Annotated in this window: 12 protein-coding genes, 1 tRNA gene and 1 pseudogene; 7 read left to right on the top strand and 7 right to left on the bottom strand. The window is 62.8% G+C overall.

Going from position 1 to position 14,295, the window contains the following annotated elements; genetic code table 11:
- The 3 genes from SAC06_RS00395 to SAC06_RS00405 all read left to right on the top strand — a co-directional run bounded on the left by SAC06_RS00395 (position 1) and on the right by SAC06_RS00405 (position 2,150).
- Positions 1 to 519, top strand: coding sequence for a protein jag (locus SAC06_RS00395; RefSeq protein WP_350259194.1), 519 nt, complete (start codon positions 1 to 3; stop codon positions 517 to 519).
- A gap of 5 nt (positions 520 to 524) precedes the next feature.
- Complete coding sequence (rsmG, locus tag SAC06_RS00400; RefSeq protein WP_350258254.1) at positions 525 to 1,166, top strand: 16S rRNA (guanine(527)-N(7))-methyltransferase RsmG; 642 nt, start codon at positions 525 to 527, stop codon at positions 1,164 to 1,166.
- 93 nt (positions 1,167 to 1,259) lie between these two features.
- Positions 1,260 to 2,150: a ParA family protein gene (locus SAC06_RS00405; protein ID WP_412766241.1), complete on the top strand. Its 891-nt coding sequence runs from the start codon at positions 1,260 to 1,262 to the stop codon at positions 2,148 to 2,150.
- A gap of 333 nt (positions 2,151 to 2,483) precedes the next feature.
- On the opposite strand, the pseudogene SAC06_RS00410 reads toward SAC06_RS00405, so the two are convergent.
- Positions 2,484 to 2,609, bottom strand: a pseudogene (locus tag SAC06_RS00410) (hypothetical protein); the annotation flags it as partial.
- Between SAC06_RS00410 and SAC06_RS00415 the strand changes: the two are divergent.
- Positions 2,584 to 3,441 carry a ParB/RepB/Spo0J family partition protein gene (locus SAC06_RS00415; protein WP_350258256.1) on the top strand — a complete coding sequence of 286 codons (858 nt, stop codon included), beginning with the start codon at positions 2,584 to 2,586 and terminating at the stop codon, positions 3,439 to 3,441. The pseudogene SAC06_RS00410 and the gene SAC06_RS00415 overlap by 26 nt on opposite strands.
- Before the next feature lie 191 nt (positions 3,442 to 3,632).
- Here the strand turns inward: SAC06_RS00415 and trxB are convergent, their stop codons facing one another.
- From trxB to SAC06_RS00435, 4 genes are read right to left on the bottom strand one after another with little or no spacing between them, the layout of a single operon-like run.
- Positions 3,633 to 4,571: a thioredoxin-disulfide reductase gene (trxB, locus tag SAC06_RS00420; RefSeq protein ID WP_350258257.1), complete on the bottom strand. Its 939-nt coding sequence runs from the start codon at positions 4,569 to 4,571 to the stop codon at positions 3,633 to 3,635.
- A 31-nt stretch (positions 4,572 to 4,602) separates the two neighbouring features.
- Positions 4,603 to 7,662: a murein biosynthesis integral membrane protein MurJ gene (gene murJ / locus SAC06_RS00425; protein WP_350258258.1), complete on the bottom strand. Its 3,060-nt coding sequence runs from the start codon at positions 7,660 to 7,662 to the stop codon at positions 4,603 to 4,605.
- 33 nt (positions 7,663 to 7,695) lie between these two features.
- Complete coding sequence (locus tag SAC06_RS00430; protein ID WP_350258259.1) at positions 7,696 to 9,753, bottom strand: DUF6049 family protein; 2,058 nt, start codon at positions 9,751 to 9,753, stop codon at positions 7,696 to 7,698.
- On the bottom strand, positions 9,750 to 10,286 hold the full coding sequence (locus tag SAC06_RS00435) for an NUDIX hydrolase (RefSeq protein WP_350258260.1): 537 nt from the start codon (positions 10,284 to 10,286) through the stop codon (positions 9,750 to 9,752). The genes SAC06_RS00430 and SAC06_RS00435 overlap by 4 nt, the downstream gene beginning before the upstream one ends.
- A 114-nt stretch (positions 10,287 to 10,400) precedes the next feature.
- Here SAC06_RS00435 and SAC06_RS00440 point away from each other — a divergent pair, with 114 nt between their 5' ends.
- From SAC06_RS00440 to crcB, 3 genes are all read left to right on the top strand, one after another.
- The gene (locus SAC06_RS00440; protein ID WP_350258261.1) at positions 10,401 to 11,885 is read left to right on the top strand and encodes a CCA tRNA nucleotidyltransferase; all 1,485 of its coding nucleotides are present in this window, start codon (positions 10,401 to 10,403) and stop codon (positions 11,883 to 11,885) included.
- Positions 11,886 to 12,211: 326 nt separating this feature from the next.
- Entirely contained in the window at positions 12,212 to 12,679 is a 468-nt protein-coding gene (locus tag SAC06_RS00445) for a CrcB family protein (RefSeq protein WP_350258262.1), read from the top strand.
- Entirely contained in the window at positions 12,676 to 13,053 is a 378-nt protein-coding gene (gene crcB, locus SAC06_RS00450) for a fluoride efflux transporter CrcB (protein WP_350258263.1), read from the top strand. Before SAC06_RS00445 ends, crcB begins: the two co-directional genes overlap by 4 nt.
- 466 nt (positions 13,054 to 13,519) lie before the next feature.
- Here crcB and SAC06_RS00455 read toward each other — a convergent pair whose 3' ends face one another.
- Positions 13,520 to 14,206, bottom strand: coding sequence for an HXXEE domain-containing protein (locus SAC06_RS00455; RefSeq protein WP_350259195.1), 687 nt, complete (start codon positions 14,204 to 14,206; stop codon positions 13,520 to 13,522).
- Positions 14,172 to 14,258: transfer RNA gene (locus SAC06_RS00460), tRNA-Leu, on the bottom strand. Before SAC06_RS00460 ends, SAC06_RS00455 begins: the two co-directional genes overlap by 35 nt.
- Between the last annotated feature and the right edge of the window lie 37 nt (positions 14,259 to 14,295).

The raw sequence follows: 14,295 nt of genomic DNA on the forward strand, positions 1-14,295 counted from the left end.
ATGAGCGAAGATTCGCGGAGTGACGAAATCAAGCGCCTGGAGGAAGAGGGCGAACTGGCTGCCGACTATCTTGAGGAGCTGCTAGATATCGCCGATTTTGATGGCGATATTGAGATTGACGTGGAGAACGGCCGCGCCGCGGTCGCGATCGTGTCCGAAGGTGATGACAGCGATCTGTTGCGCCTGGTGGGCGATGATGCTTCGGTCCTGGACGCGCTGCAGGAGCTGACCCGGCTGGCCGTGCAGGCCCAGACCGGCGAACGTTCCCGGCTGATGCTGGATGTGGCCAACTATCGCACGAACCGTCGCTCGGAGTTGCGGGTGATTACGGAGGAAGCGATCACCCAGGTCAAGGTCAAGGGCGAGCCGGTGGAGCTGGAGCCGATGAACCCGTTCGAGCGGAAGGTGTGCCACGACGTGATCGCGGCGGCCGGCCTGATCTCGGAATCTGAAGGGGTGGAGCCCAACCGGCGGGTTGTTATTCACCCGAACCCGGCTCAGGCGGAAGAGACCGAGTAGGTTCCATGGGTGAGGATCCTCGGGTGGAACAACCGAACGAGCTGGTCAAGGGCCTGTTCGGCACGGCCTATTATCCGGTTGAGGAGTTTGCCCGGAAGCTGGCTGAAGAGGGTGAGCTGCGCGGCCTGATCGGGCCCAGGGAACTCGATCGGCTCTGGTCCCGGCACATCGTCAATTGCCAGGCGTTGGTTCCGTTTCTGCCGAAACGAGGCTCAGTTATTGATGTCGGTTCCGGCGCCGGTCTGCCGGGAATTGTGATTGCCGCCACACGGCCAGATCTGGATGTGTACCTGGTCGAAACGATGGAGCGACGGTGCCAGTGGCTGGCCGAAGTGGTTGAGGATCTGGGCCTAGAAAACGTTCAGATCGTCAACGCTCGGGCCGAGGAGCTCGGCCGGTCCCTCCGGGCAGACGCGGTGACCGCGCGGGCTGTTGCCAGCCTGGACAAGCTGATCCGACTGACCTCTAAGCTGATTGCGCCCAAAGGTAAGCTGCTGGCCTTGAAGGGACGGCGGGCGCAAGAAGAGGTGGACAAGGCGGCCAAGGAGCTGAAGCGTTACCACCTGTCGGCTCAGGTTCACGAGGTGGTGTCGGTGATGGACGGGGAGAGCACCTTCGTTGTGGAGTGTGTTCGGCAGGCCACCTAAGCTCATTGCAGCGGTGCCTGTGGACAGCCCGGATGGCACCGGGACCTGTCGGGGTTGCGGCTACACTTGGGATAGTTGAAAGGTGGTCTTGTGATCCAGACGGAGAAAACTTCCGCTCCGCTTGCCAATGAGTTGGCGCGAAATGCCGCCCAGTTGCGGGCACTAGATCGGGCTGAGTTTGAGCGCCCAAGCCGGCCGGTCGTTATTACGGTCAGTAACCAAAAAGGCGGCGTTGGGAAGACCACGACGACTGTGAACCTGGCCGCCGGGTTGGCGCTGGGAGGCCTACGCGTGGTCGTGATCGACATTGACCCGCAGGGAAATGCTTCGACCGCGCTGGGGATTGAACACGGAGTTGGGACGCCGTCCACCTATGACGTGATGGTCGAGGGCCTCCCGCTGGCAGAGACACTGCAGGAATGCCCGGACAGCCCAGGGCTGTTCGTCTGTCCCGCGACAATTGACTTGGCTGGGGCCGAGGTGGAATTGGTCGACTCGGTCAGGCGCGAGTACCTGCTGTCGAGCGCCGTGGCGGATTACCTTGCGCAGCAGCCCGACGTGGATATCATTTTGATCGACTGTCCGCCCTCACTAGGACTGCTGACACTCAATGCGTTTGTGGCGGCTGAGCAGGTGTTGATTCCGATCCAGGCCGAGTACTACGCCCTGGAGGGACTGTCTTTGCTCTGGTCGACCATCGGGCGGATTCAGGCCCATCTAAATCCGAAGCTCTCCATTCGGCACATTTTGCTGACGATGGTCGACGGTCGTACCAAGTTGAGTGCGGAGGTGTGTCAGGAAGTTCGTTCACACTTCCCGGAGCAGGTCTTTGAAGTGGAGATTCCTCGGACGGTCCGAATCTCCGAGGCGCCGAGCTACGGTCAAAGCGTGGTGGCGTATGACCCTAGGGGGACCGGAGCGGTCGCCTATCGGATGGCTGCGTTGGAGTTGAACAAGAGGCTGTTGCAGGAGCGAGGGAACTAGTATGGCCGGAAAAGCTTCAGGTAGTTCACGGAGAGGTGGACTTGGGCGCGGACTGGGAGCGTTGATTCCCACCGGGCAAGAAGAAGAGGTCACAAAGCGCGAGCGGCCTCTGGACGTGCTGTTTCCGGATCTGCAAGGCAAGAACCGGTCGGGAGATGAAGTGGTGGCTCGGGGTGGATCTGCCCGAGACTTGCTGAACCCGCCCAAGAGGGCCACCAAGGGCTCGAATGTTTCACGTGAAACAATCGAGCCCAAAGAGAAGAAGGTAAATGTTTCACGTGAAACATCTGCCTCGACTAAGGCGGCTTCGGCGACTCCGGCTCCCGGCAAGTCTGCCCCGGCCAAGTCTGTTTCGGCCAAGTCTGCCCCAGCCAAATCTACGAAGTCCAAGAATGTTTCACGTGAAACATCCGGCGATACCGAACTGGTAGACGTGCCTGGTGCTTCGTTCGGACACATTCCGCTCGAGGCAATCGTGCCCAACCGGAAGCAGCCCCGCCAGATCTTCGAACAGAGCGACTTGGACGAACTGGCGGAGTCGATTGAACGAGTCGGCCTGTTGCAGCCGATCGTGGTTCGTCCCCTCGCCCTTGATCAACTTGATCAGGCCACACTGGCCGAGCTGAGAGAGAACCACCCGGAAGCTCGCTATGAGTTGATCATGGGAGAGCGGCGGCTGCGCGCGTCCGAGCTGGCTGGCCTGACGGAGATTCCGGCTATTGTCCGGAACACCGAAGAGTCGTCCATGCTTCGGGATGCATTGCTGGAAAACCTCCACCGAGCCAACCTGAACCCGTTGGAAGAAGCCGCCGCATACGCACAGTTGATGGCCGACTTTGCCTGCACTCAAGACGAGTTGGCCACCAAGATTGCTCGGTCGCGCCCACAGATTGCCAACACCCTGCGCCTGCTCAAGCTTCCAGCTTCCATCCAGCAGTGGGTAGCTGCCGGGGTGATCAGCTCGGGGCATGCCCGCGCGCTTCTGGGCTTGGCGACCGAGGCCGAGATGGAAGCGATCGGTGAGCGGATCGTCCAGGAGGGACTCTCGGTTCGAGCGACGGAAGACCTGGTCCGCCGAAAGCGGGAACTAGGGGAGGAAAGATCTCCCCAGCGCTCGAAGCAGCGTACCCAATCCGCCCTGGCCCTCTCGGTGGCCGAACGGGTCTCGAACCTGCTTGATACCCAGGTCACCGTCTCGGAGGGAAAGAAGAAGGGCCGGATCATCATCGACTTCGCTGATGCCGACGACCTGCAGCGCATCGTCGATCTGCTCGGGTCACGCTCAGAATAGGTCGGTTTTTCCCTTTGGTCTGATCCGGTGGGCAAGATAACTAGTTAGCTGTCCGGGTCCGCCACTGCCCGCAACCTGCGGGGGCCAAGGCAGAAAGCTGCAGTTGACCCCGCCAGTCTTCCTGGAGGCAGTTTTCGACGGAAAAAGGTCCGGGACCCAAAATGGATCCCGGACCTTCCGCCTAGCTAAAACTAGTCCTGGTCTTCCCCCTGCAGCTCCAGCCAAAGCTGGGCATCAAGGGCGGCCCGACAGCCAGTGCCGGCGGCGGTGATGGCCTGCCGGTAAATGTGGTCGACCACGTCACCGCAGGCGAAAACGCCGGGCTGGTTGGTGACGGTGGTTGGTTCCTCGACCTTGATATAGCCCGCCTGATTGAGCTCCACCTGGCCCTTGACCAGGTCGGTCCGCGGATCGTGGCCGATAGCGACAAAAACGCCGTCCACCGCCAGCTCGGAAGTTTCGCCAGTGACGGTATCGCGCAGCCGGACTCCTTCGAGAGACGCCGTTCCGAACATTTCCGTCACTTCCGAGTTCCAGACAAAGCTGATCTTCGGATGTTCCAGGGCGCGCTGCTGCATGATGGCGGAAGCGCGCAGCTCGTCGCGCCGGTGGATCACTACCACCTCGGAGGCAAAGCGCGTCAGGAAAATCGCCTCTTCCATGGCGGAGTCTCCACCGCCAACTACGGCCAGCCGCTTGTCGCGGAAGAAGAACCCGTCGCAGGTGGCGCAGTAGGAAACGCCGCGTCCCGAGTAGGCGTCCTCTCCGGGCACGCCCAGATGACGATATTGAGAACCGGTGGCCAGGATGACGGTTTTGGCCTCCAGGACCCGGTCATCCAGGTGCACCCGTTTGACCGGTCCTTCCAGTTCCAGCTTGTTCGCATCCTCGAAAATGATCTCGGTGCCAAACTTCTCGGCCTGGGCCCGGAAGTTCTCCATTAGGTCGGGCCCTTGAATCCCGTCCGGGAACCCGGGGAAATTCTCCACCTCGGTGGTGGTCATCAGGGCACCACCCGCATCGATGGCTCCGGCCACCACAATTGGCTTCTGGCCGGCGCGGGCCGCGTAGATGGCGGCTGTGTATCCCGCGGGCCCGGAGCCGACGACTACAACGTTCGCTACAGACATTTGTCTATCGCTTCCTCTTCATGTTCTGTGTCTACTTGATCGAAAGTCCCGAGATTTGGGCCCGGTTCAGGCCTTCATTGTCGGTTGGCAGGGAGATGAAGTTGATGCCAATCCGCGACATCTTGGTTGGCTGCGCCAGCTTGATCGTGGTGGTCCCATCGATCGCTGAGGTTGCCAGCACCTGGCCCACGCGTGGATCGTCGCCCTCGGGCAGTCGGATCGCCACCTCACCGCCAGAACCCTGCACGTCCAGCGTGATTTCGGAAACGACGGCCTCGCTCTGCAGATTGACCAGCAGTGAGATCATCGAGTCCTCACCGAACTGGTTCAGGTCGTAGTACCGGGTGTACCAGAGGGTCTCCGGGTCTCCGTCGGTCAGTGCCCCCACCAACTCGGGGTGATCGCCTCCGTCGTCCTGCCAGGAGGAAACCCAAATCGAGTTGATTACCGGGGGCGCGGTGGCGGGATCCGCCGGGGCCGCCCCGTCGGCTGCCGGAACCTCGCCGCTTTGCTGGCCGCTCTGTTCGCCAGACATCTGCTGGTCACCCGAGGTGGGCAGCTCAATTGGTTGGCGCAGCTGGTTCACCGCGAAAACTGCGCCGCCGATCACCAGCAGGGCGGCGATAGCCATGGCCGGACCGGTTGGGTTGAAGCGCGGGCCGTGTCCGCTCGGACGCTTAACCCCGGATCCTCCCACCCCGGGAAGCTTCGGGATCATACTGCCCCGCGACGGCTCGGCGGGTACTTCTCCGGCTGGGCTCGCCTGGGCCACCGGGGTGGCACCCACCTGCCCAAACCGTACCTTCGGTGCGTCCGAGGCGGCGGGAGCGGTTGGATGCTCGAGCTCGTTGTCGCCCATCAGCAGGGCGTCAAGACTCTCACGCCACTGGTCGCTCACGGATTCGCCTTCCCCGACCGGGGTGGTAATCGCCTCGCCCGGAGGCAACGACTCGGGTGCTCCCGAGTCGGGCTCGGTCCCGTCAGATCCGGGGGACTTGGTTTCTTCATCGTTCAAGGATATACCCTCCGGGGTATCGTTGGACTGTGGTCTTTGGCTCTGACTCATGATCATCGGGATCTGACCGGTGGACAGTTCCTGGAAGCCGCCCAGTGAACGCGTCACCGAACGGGAAGCGAAATCGCCGTCGACGATTTCATCCCAGCTTGGGGCTACCAGGGGTGACCCTTCGTTGTCGTCTCCACCGGGCCCGGCCACCCCGGCCAATCCGGCCGCACCGGCTGCGCCGGCAGTCCCGAGGGGCATCCGTCCGAGCAGGGGCAGTTGGCTGGTGAGAGGCTCCTCCGCCTCGTCCCCAGGGGCTTTAGCCTCTGCCGCTTCCGGACTGGGGGCCGACTTGGAGTTGGGGGTTGCCTCGGGCTTGGAACGAAGGAATGCCGGCTGGAACTTCTTTGGCAGTCGGTCGCCCAGGTAGGAACCCAGCATTCGGGTCCCGCTCTTGTCGATCGCGGTTAGCACCAGCAGGTAGATGCCGGTCACCACGACTCCGACCAGCAGCACCTTCCAGAAGGCGTCCGCGAACCGTCCCGTGCTAGAGGAACTGAGCGAGGCCGGACCGATCAGGTGCAGCAACCCCCACCCGCCGACAGCAGAGATGGCGAACGCCACCAGGTAGCGGACGTAGTAGGCGATCAGGCGGCCGGCGTTGAGGGTGCGCACCAGGTGGGCGGTCCAGAAGATGGCGATGAACCCCTGGAGGATCCGGCAAACTGTCTCGCCGATCGAAGCGCCGACCATCCACCACTCCGGACCGGTCAGGAAGTAGAACGACCAGCCGACAATCAACTGGAGGACGGTGGGAACAATCCCCATCAGGAACACGGGTTTGGCGTTCTCAAACGCGAAAAACACGCGCTGAGAGATCATCACGATCCCGGTTGAGGGCACGCCCATGATCAGGGCCACCACCACCGAGGCATACATTGAGGCGGCGTTGGCGTCGAACTTGGGCATCACCAGCTGCATCAGTGGCACCGCGGCCACCAGCATCACCGCAACCGACAGCATCGACAGCATCACGATCAGTCGCACACCCATGGTGTAGTTGCGCGCCACCGCCTGGTAGTCTCCGTCGGCCGCGTTGTTTGCCAGCCGGGTGAAGATGGCCGTCGACAGGGTCAGCGCAATCAGTGACTGCGGCACCATGTAGATCATGAAGGCGGTGTTGTAGGCCGAGAGGCCGGCCACCACAATGTCGGCCTCTTCCGCAGCCCGAACCGCGTGCGAAGCCAGGTTCGTGGTTGAGAGGACGCCCAGTTGGCTGACCATCAGGGTGGCGAAGGTCCAGCCCGCCACTTTCGAGGCGGAGCCAAAGTTGGTTTGGCGGAAGCGGAAGTCTGGGCGGAGCTTCACCCCGGAGTGGCGGAGCGGGATGATCAGGACCAGAGCTTGGAACACCACCCCGAGGGTTGCGCTGCCCGCGAGCACCACCATCTGCTGGCTGGTGAACTCGGACGCGGGGAAGACGTCCCCGGACGGTCCCCACAGGTAGAGGAAAATGCCCAACCCGGTAATGGCCACCACGTTGTTGACCACCGGTGCCCACATGTACGGGCCGAAAATGCCGCGGGCGTTCAGCACCTCGCCGAGCAGGTTATACAGCCCGTAGAAGAAGATCTGCGGCAGGCACCAGACCGCGAAGGCAATCGCCAGGTTCCGCACGTCCGGGGGGAACCCGCTCGAGGTGATCGACAGCAGCAGGGGCGCGCCAATCATGGTCAGGACGGTGATTCCGAACAGGATGGTGCCGGCGGCAGTGATCAGCCGGTTGACGTAGACGTTGCCGTCCTTGCGTTTCAGTGCGCGGACAATCTGCGGGATCAAGATGGCGTCGAAGACCCCGGCAGCCAGCAGGTTGTAGACGGAGTTCGGCAGCATGTTGGCTGCCCCGAACGCGTCCGATGCTCCCAGGCTGACGCCGATGGCGGCAATCAGCATCGCGTTTCGAAGGAACCCGAGCACCCTGGAAACCATCGTGCCGGAGGCCATCAGCACCGATGATCGCAGCAGGGACTGCTGGCGGGGTGCTAATGGTTCTTCGCTCGCCTGTTCCGGAGGCACCGGTTCTGCCATTCATTCACTCCTGGTCATTCGGCCCGCGACTAATCAGTTCGAGTCTATTACGGGCGCCGCGCTGCTCGGGGGAGGCGGAGCGGCTCTGCGGACCCGTCTGCGCCCGCGCCGAACGCTTCGAATGATGCCAAAGGTAAACAGCAACAGCGCCGCCCCGACCACCACGATGGTGCCAATGTCCTCCCACGTGGGCCGAACCCGAACCGTGACACTCTGGGAATCGTCGACGATTTGCCCGCTCAGATTCCGGGCCACCACCTGCACCGAGACGTCGCCGGAGCCGACCGCGCGAACCGGCACCTTCACCTCGACCTGGCCGCCCGCGGGGATGGTGGCGTGGGCCAGTTGGCCGGCCTGCAGGTGCGGACTGGAGGGAACCAACCCCACTTCCAGGGTCACCTCTTCCGGCCCCTGATTGGTGATCGAGACCGGGAAGTCCGCATCGTGGTGGACCACGTTCACAGTGGACAGAGGCAGAACCTTGATCGACTGGCTCAGGCTAGTCAGGTCTTTGACCGCCTGGGTCACCAGCGCGGTGCGTTCGGACTCGGTCAGGGAGGCCGCGGTCGGCGCCAGGACCGTCTCCCGATAGGGTGCCAGGACCATGTTGCCATCCCGACCGGCCATGGCCACCGCCTCGGCCCGCTGATACTCCCGAGCCAGAGGCGCCAGCTGGGTCAGGTAGGCTTCCACCTCGTCCCCGTTTCGCGGCACCACCTGCCGACCAATTTCTGACGGGGTCGACTCCAACAACTCGGACAGGCCGGTCGGCTCCACCCACTGGTTGTTCAGCAGGGCGAGCACCCGGTTGGTCAGTTCCGGCTTGGCCCAGTCAAAGCCCGGCTGGAGTTCGGCGAACAGTGATCGCTGGTCGGACGGGTCCTGCAGCCCCACCATCATGCTGATGGTTCGCAGTTGCTGGCGGATCAGCAGCTCCTGGCCGGGACTTTCCACCGGTTCATTCAGCAGTTCCTCAACCGGCACCCACCGGTCGACCACGCGGATCGAATTCGGCGTCCCTTCCGTTGCAATCACGCCGTTTTCCATGCCAATTTGCAGGCGGCCGGTCGGCGTAATCAGGCCGTGCCACAGCTCGGGCACGCCCCAGGTGGCGGGAGCAATCACCGTGTTGCCGGTAAGTTTTTGCAGGGCTTCCAGCGTGAACCCGGTCGGGGAGGCCATTGCGATGTCGGTCAGCAGCCGGTCGGTGGGCACCGGGGCAATGGGCGGATCAGCGGATTGCGGCTGGTCCTGCGGGTCTGAGTCCGGATCGTCCGGACCTTCCGTGCGAGACTCAAGCGCCAAGTTCATCAACGGGGTCAGGTCTGCGGCGGCCAGGGCGGAAATGTCCGCGTTCGCCTCGGGCAGCACCACCAGGTCCGCCCCGCTCTGCACCAGGGTTTGGCGATGCTGGTCAATCAGTTCTGCGTTGCGCCCCTCGGTGCCGTAGGCGACCTGCGGGCTGACGGCCAGGCTGAAGCCACCCAGCTGGGTGAACTGGTCGACAAACTGTTCGACCGAGTCGACCTGGGTGGGACTGAGTGAGTCGTGGGCTAGCAGACTGACCCGGGTGCGGGACAGCTCTTCCAGCGGGGCGTAGATGAGGAGGCTGCGCGCTTCCCAGAGTTGATCACCGTTGGAGAAGCGAACGGTCAGGCCCCGAGCCCCGGTAGTTTGTGCGTCTGGGATCGGCATCTCGTCGGCAGGCACGGTCCAGTCCAGCGTTGCCTCGTCCCGAACGGTGATCTGGTCGGCGCCGATCCGCCAGCCGGGGAAGCCCTCCCCCTGGAGGAAATAGCTCATCTGCTCGGCCGAGTTGAACTGGGTGGGTTGCAGGAATGCTTCGGCGAACCAATGGGTGCCGGGTCGGAGGGCGCCCACATCCAATGTCAGGCGCAGGTCGTCGCCGGGCTCATACAGCTCCGGGCTGAGGCCCGCGATGGAGAACTCGTCGCCGCGGTTAGTGCCCGGTGTCGTCTCGTCCGCGTGCGCGCTTGGGGCCAGCCAGGACCACCCCGCCCCACCGAGTAGCAGAAGAAAGCACCAGATCAGCGCGGTGGCGTGTGCGCGCCACTGGGAGTTGCGAGTCACCGTTGAGACCCTTGATACAGCAGTTCCAAGGCCACCTGCACCACGCGGCGCTCGTTGGGGTAGGCCAGTTTGGTCAGGGCGGCGCGCAGAGGAACCCATGCTGCTTCCTCCGCTTCTTGATCCGGGTCGTTGTCGACGGTGATCTCCCCACCCACGTACTCGAACAGGTAGTGATGCACGGTCTTGTGGACCCGAGAACGCGGACTGGAGAACCAGTAGTCAATAGTACAGAGGCGCTGGATCGGCTCGCCTCGTACGCCGGCCTCCTCTTCAATTTCGCGCCGGGCCGCCTCGACCGCGGTCTCCCCGTTTTCCAAATGTCCTTTCGGGAGGCACCACTCCAGTTTGCCGTTCCGTCCGCGCCGCGCAATCACCGCGACAAAGGGGATTCCCCGATCCACCCGGACACACAGGCCGCCCGCCGAAGTCTCCTCGGAAATGGGGAGGCGGAACCGATTCCACGAACGCGTGGCTGACCGCTGGCGAGGCGGGTGCGGGATTCCCGGCACGGGCAGGCGATCGTGGGTGGTCATGTTCACAGCTTAGGCGGAAAGGGTAATATTCTCTGCCATTGACCGTTCGCTCGTGGCAATCTAGAGGGTGGATACGTGGATTATCAGACGGCATTTGTCACGAAAAATCGCGGAATGGGAGTCGCTTTGGGAGACAACAACAGCTGGGAACTAGTCGGTTCGGGGAACGTGCCGCAGTTGCTGGCCAACGCTCGGCAGACGCTGGCGGCGCTGCCCCGTCCCCTGCTGACGCTGGCCGAGCTGTTCACCCAGAGCGGGTACGAGCTCTCCCTGGTGGGCGGCCCGGTTCGCGATGCGTTTCTCGGGGTGGAGCCCCACGATTTTGACCTGACGACCAACGCTCGTCCCGACCAAACCGAGGAACTGCTGGACCGGTGGGCTGACACCACCTGGGATATGGGTCGTGACTTTGGCACTATTGGTGCCCGAAAAGGCGAGTTGGTGGTTGAAATCACCACCTACCGGACGGAGGAATACCGGTCCGATTCCCGCAAGCCAACCGTTGCTTACGGGGACGAGTTGGAGGGGGACCTGTCTCGGCGCGACTTCACCGTCAACGCGGTGGCGATGCGTTTGCCGCAGATGGCGTTGGTTGATCCGTTTGGCGGCCTGGAAGACCTGGCCAACGGATTCCTGCGGACCCCGGTTTCGGCTCTGCAGAGTTTTGAAGACGATCCTCTGCGGATCATGCGCGCCGCGCGTTTTGCCGCGCAGCTGGGAATCGACGTGGATCTGAGCGTGATGGAGGCGATGGAGAAGTTGGCCGATCGCCTCCAGATTGTCTCCCCGGAACGGATCAGGGCAGAACTTGAACGCCTGATTGTCAGCCCGTTTCCTCGCAGAGGGATCGAGTTGATGGTTTACACCGGGGTGGCGGATCAGGTTCTTCCAGAGCTCTCCGCCCTGGTTGCCACCGCAGATGAGCACGGTCGGCACAAGGACGTTTACCAGCACACCCTGACGGTGTTGGATCAGGCGATTGCCCTGGAAACCGGTCCGGACGGCCCGGTCCCGGGACCGGACTTCGTCTTGCGGTTTGCGGCCCTCATGCACGATGTGGGCAAGCCGGACACGCGCAAGTTTGAGGCTGGCGGCGTCAGCTTTCACCACCACGAGCTGGTGGGAGCGAAGCTGACGAAGAAGCGGATGAAAGCACTTCGATTCGACAAGCGGACCACCGAGGCGGTGACCCAACTGGTGGCCCAGCACCTGCGGTTCCACGGTTACGGGGAGCAGTCCTGGTCCGATTCGGCCGTCCGCCGCTACGTCACCGATGCCGGGGAGCAGTTGCAGCGGTTGCACCGGTTGACCCGAGCCGACTGCACCACCAGAAATCGGCGGAAAGCCGACTTCCTCAGCGCCGCCTACGACGACCTCGAGCGCAGGATTGACCAGTTGGCCCAGCAGGAAGAGCTCAGCTCGATCAGACCTGACCTCGACGGGGAGCAAATCATGTCCCTGTTGTCGCTGAAGCCGGGTCCGCAGGTGGGCCGGGCCTACAAGTACCTGCTGGGACTGCGGATGGAGGAAGGGCCCCTGGGTGAAGAGGAAGCGACCAAGCGCCTCCTCAGCTGGTGGGAATCAGAGGGCAGTCGCTAGTTTATTAGGTCACAGATCCGGCATATTCTGCCGGGCGACTAATTGTCTTTTGCCTCACGGTGTGGCGCTAATTTCTATCCTACTGGCCGCGGCTGCTGCGGCTGGTTGTTGGACGTACCAGCCCTAGTCCACGTGGACGGAGAGCCCAGAATCCCTAAAATAGAGCCACTTTGGGCGGGCGGCAACCTTGGTGCTGAGGTGGCGGCCAAAATTGGCGTGACTCTTAAGTGTTTATATGATGATAGTCTAGGTGGCTTCTGTTTGCGACCCATGTCATAGGTATATATCTGTTGACGATTTCGAATATGGCTCAATACCCTGACCTTATGAGCGTATTTGAACATGTCATCCCGGAGATTGATCGGCGCATCTCCGGCTGGCCCTACCTGCTGGTGGGCTTGGGCGGCGCCGCTGGAGCGTTGGTGCGCTACGGAGTTTCCGAGATGATCCCCGGGAAGGTCTGGGGCATTAGCCTATTCCTGGTCGTCATCAACATCGTCGGAGCGTTCCTGCTGGGACTGCTCTACTCCTCCCTCAGCAAGACTCCGTCTGACGCCCCTCGGCGCCACACCCTGACCCTGTTCCTGGGAACCGGCTTTATGGGAGCGTTCACCACCTACAGCGAGTTTGCTCAAGCTCTGAGCCAGGATCTGCTGCACGGTCAGATCCTGGACCTGCTGGTGGGTGCCATCGTCGTGGTCGGGGCGGGCGTCCTCGGGGCGCTGGCCGGCTTCTACCTGGGTCAAACCATCTTGAAATCTACCTCAGCCACCCGGAAGGCAGGTCAGCAATGAGTCCTCTATACGTGGCCCTGATCGGGGTGGGCGGAGCCGGAGGCGCCCTCGGACGGTACGTCATGGGTGCGCGCCTCGGCAAAAAGTTCCACGGCCAGATTCCCTGGGCGACCGTCATTATCAACGTGTCCGGCGCCTTCATCATGGGCCTGCTGGTGGCGCTATTCGGCGCGGTGGCGCCCGGCTCTCCGTGGCTGAGCGTCCTCACCGTTGGGGTCCTCGGCGGTTACACCACGTTCTCGACTGCCAGCGTAGACGTGGAAAAACTGTTCCGCGAAGGAAAGCCGACCGAGGCGCTCATCACCGCGCTGACCACCCTGGTGCTCACGGTGGTCGCAGCCACCCTCGGATTCTGGGTGGGGGGCCTCTTCTAGCCCTAACCGCTCCTCCAAAGACTAGGCGGCCCGATCCCGGCGATCCCGGGGTGGGCCGCCTTTTGGTATTGGGGGAAGGGGCTGGTGGACGAGGTGGAAGCATCGGCTCGGCCACAATCACCCCGGCCACCACCAATACGACCTTTGACATCTGCTGACATCCCGCCGTCCGGACGCCTCATCGCTCAGCTAACCGCTCTCGGCGGCGACCGGAATGTGACCGCGGTGCCCGCGCTGAGTGATGACGCGGGCGATTCACGGATGGTAGGCGGTGTTGTGGTTCCAGTCGCTGGTCATGCACTGTGGTGTAGCGCTGGCGGGCGGCTTCGCCGCTGGTGCCGATCGCTTCGCCTACCTCTCGCCATGACAGCCGCTGTTCCCGCGCTGCCTGCACCGCGGTTCGTAACCGGCGCGGTAACCAAGTAAGCAGACAACTTGGAGCTCTCTGCGTTCGGTCCAATAAGGTCTACCTTCTCCGAATCAACATGCGCGCGAGTGCCTGGCAACCCAGCGCAGCAGGGAGCAGGAGCGCAGCCCCGGCAGCATAGTCTTTCGCGCGAAGTGGCTCGCCGAGGTCGCGAAGCTCCCGACGAGCAGACTCAGCACCGGGCAGCATGACCGGAAGCGCAGTCGCAACGCCAGCCGTGTACCGATGTTGCAGCACCGAAGCCAACAGATGCGTGCCAACATGTGCCTGAAGTCCCGCGACCATCGCCCGATAGAACCGCGAGTGGCCATTCGATATCGTGCCCCGGCGACAGGCGAGAGCGACGAGAACTCCCATCAGGCCAACAGCCAGCCATGACTGACGCTGATCCATGCGCAACGCCTCGACACCAGTCCGATCAGCCAGGGCATCGCAGATGCTCGGAAAAGCCACAGCCTCCTCAACATCGTGAACAGCCCACGCGATGAAGAGATGAGCGGGGCCACGGGCGAGCATGCCATAACGATACCAAGCACGCAGCTTCGAGACCGTTGGGCAAGGCAGCATCAAGCCCCGCACAGAAGCTTCGGCGCTTGGTCGGCTCCGGCAGCCGTTAGCACTTCTACTAGCACTTATGACGCGAATGACCCCCGACCCGGGAACTGAATCCCCGGCCGGAGGCCACTTCTGGTGGTGCGCGAGGGGGGAGTTGAACCCCCACTCCATCACTGGAACACGGACCTGAACCGTGCGCGTCTGCCTATTCCGCCACTCGCGCTTCGTGATTACTATACCGACACCTCCCCCAGTTCGGT

This window comes from Scrofimicrobium sp. R131, assembly GCF_040256745.1.
GTDB classification, from domain to species: domain Bacteria; phylum Actinomycetota; class Actinomycetes; order Actinomycetales; family Actinomycetaceae; genus Scrofimicrobium; species Scrofimicrobium appendicitidis.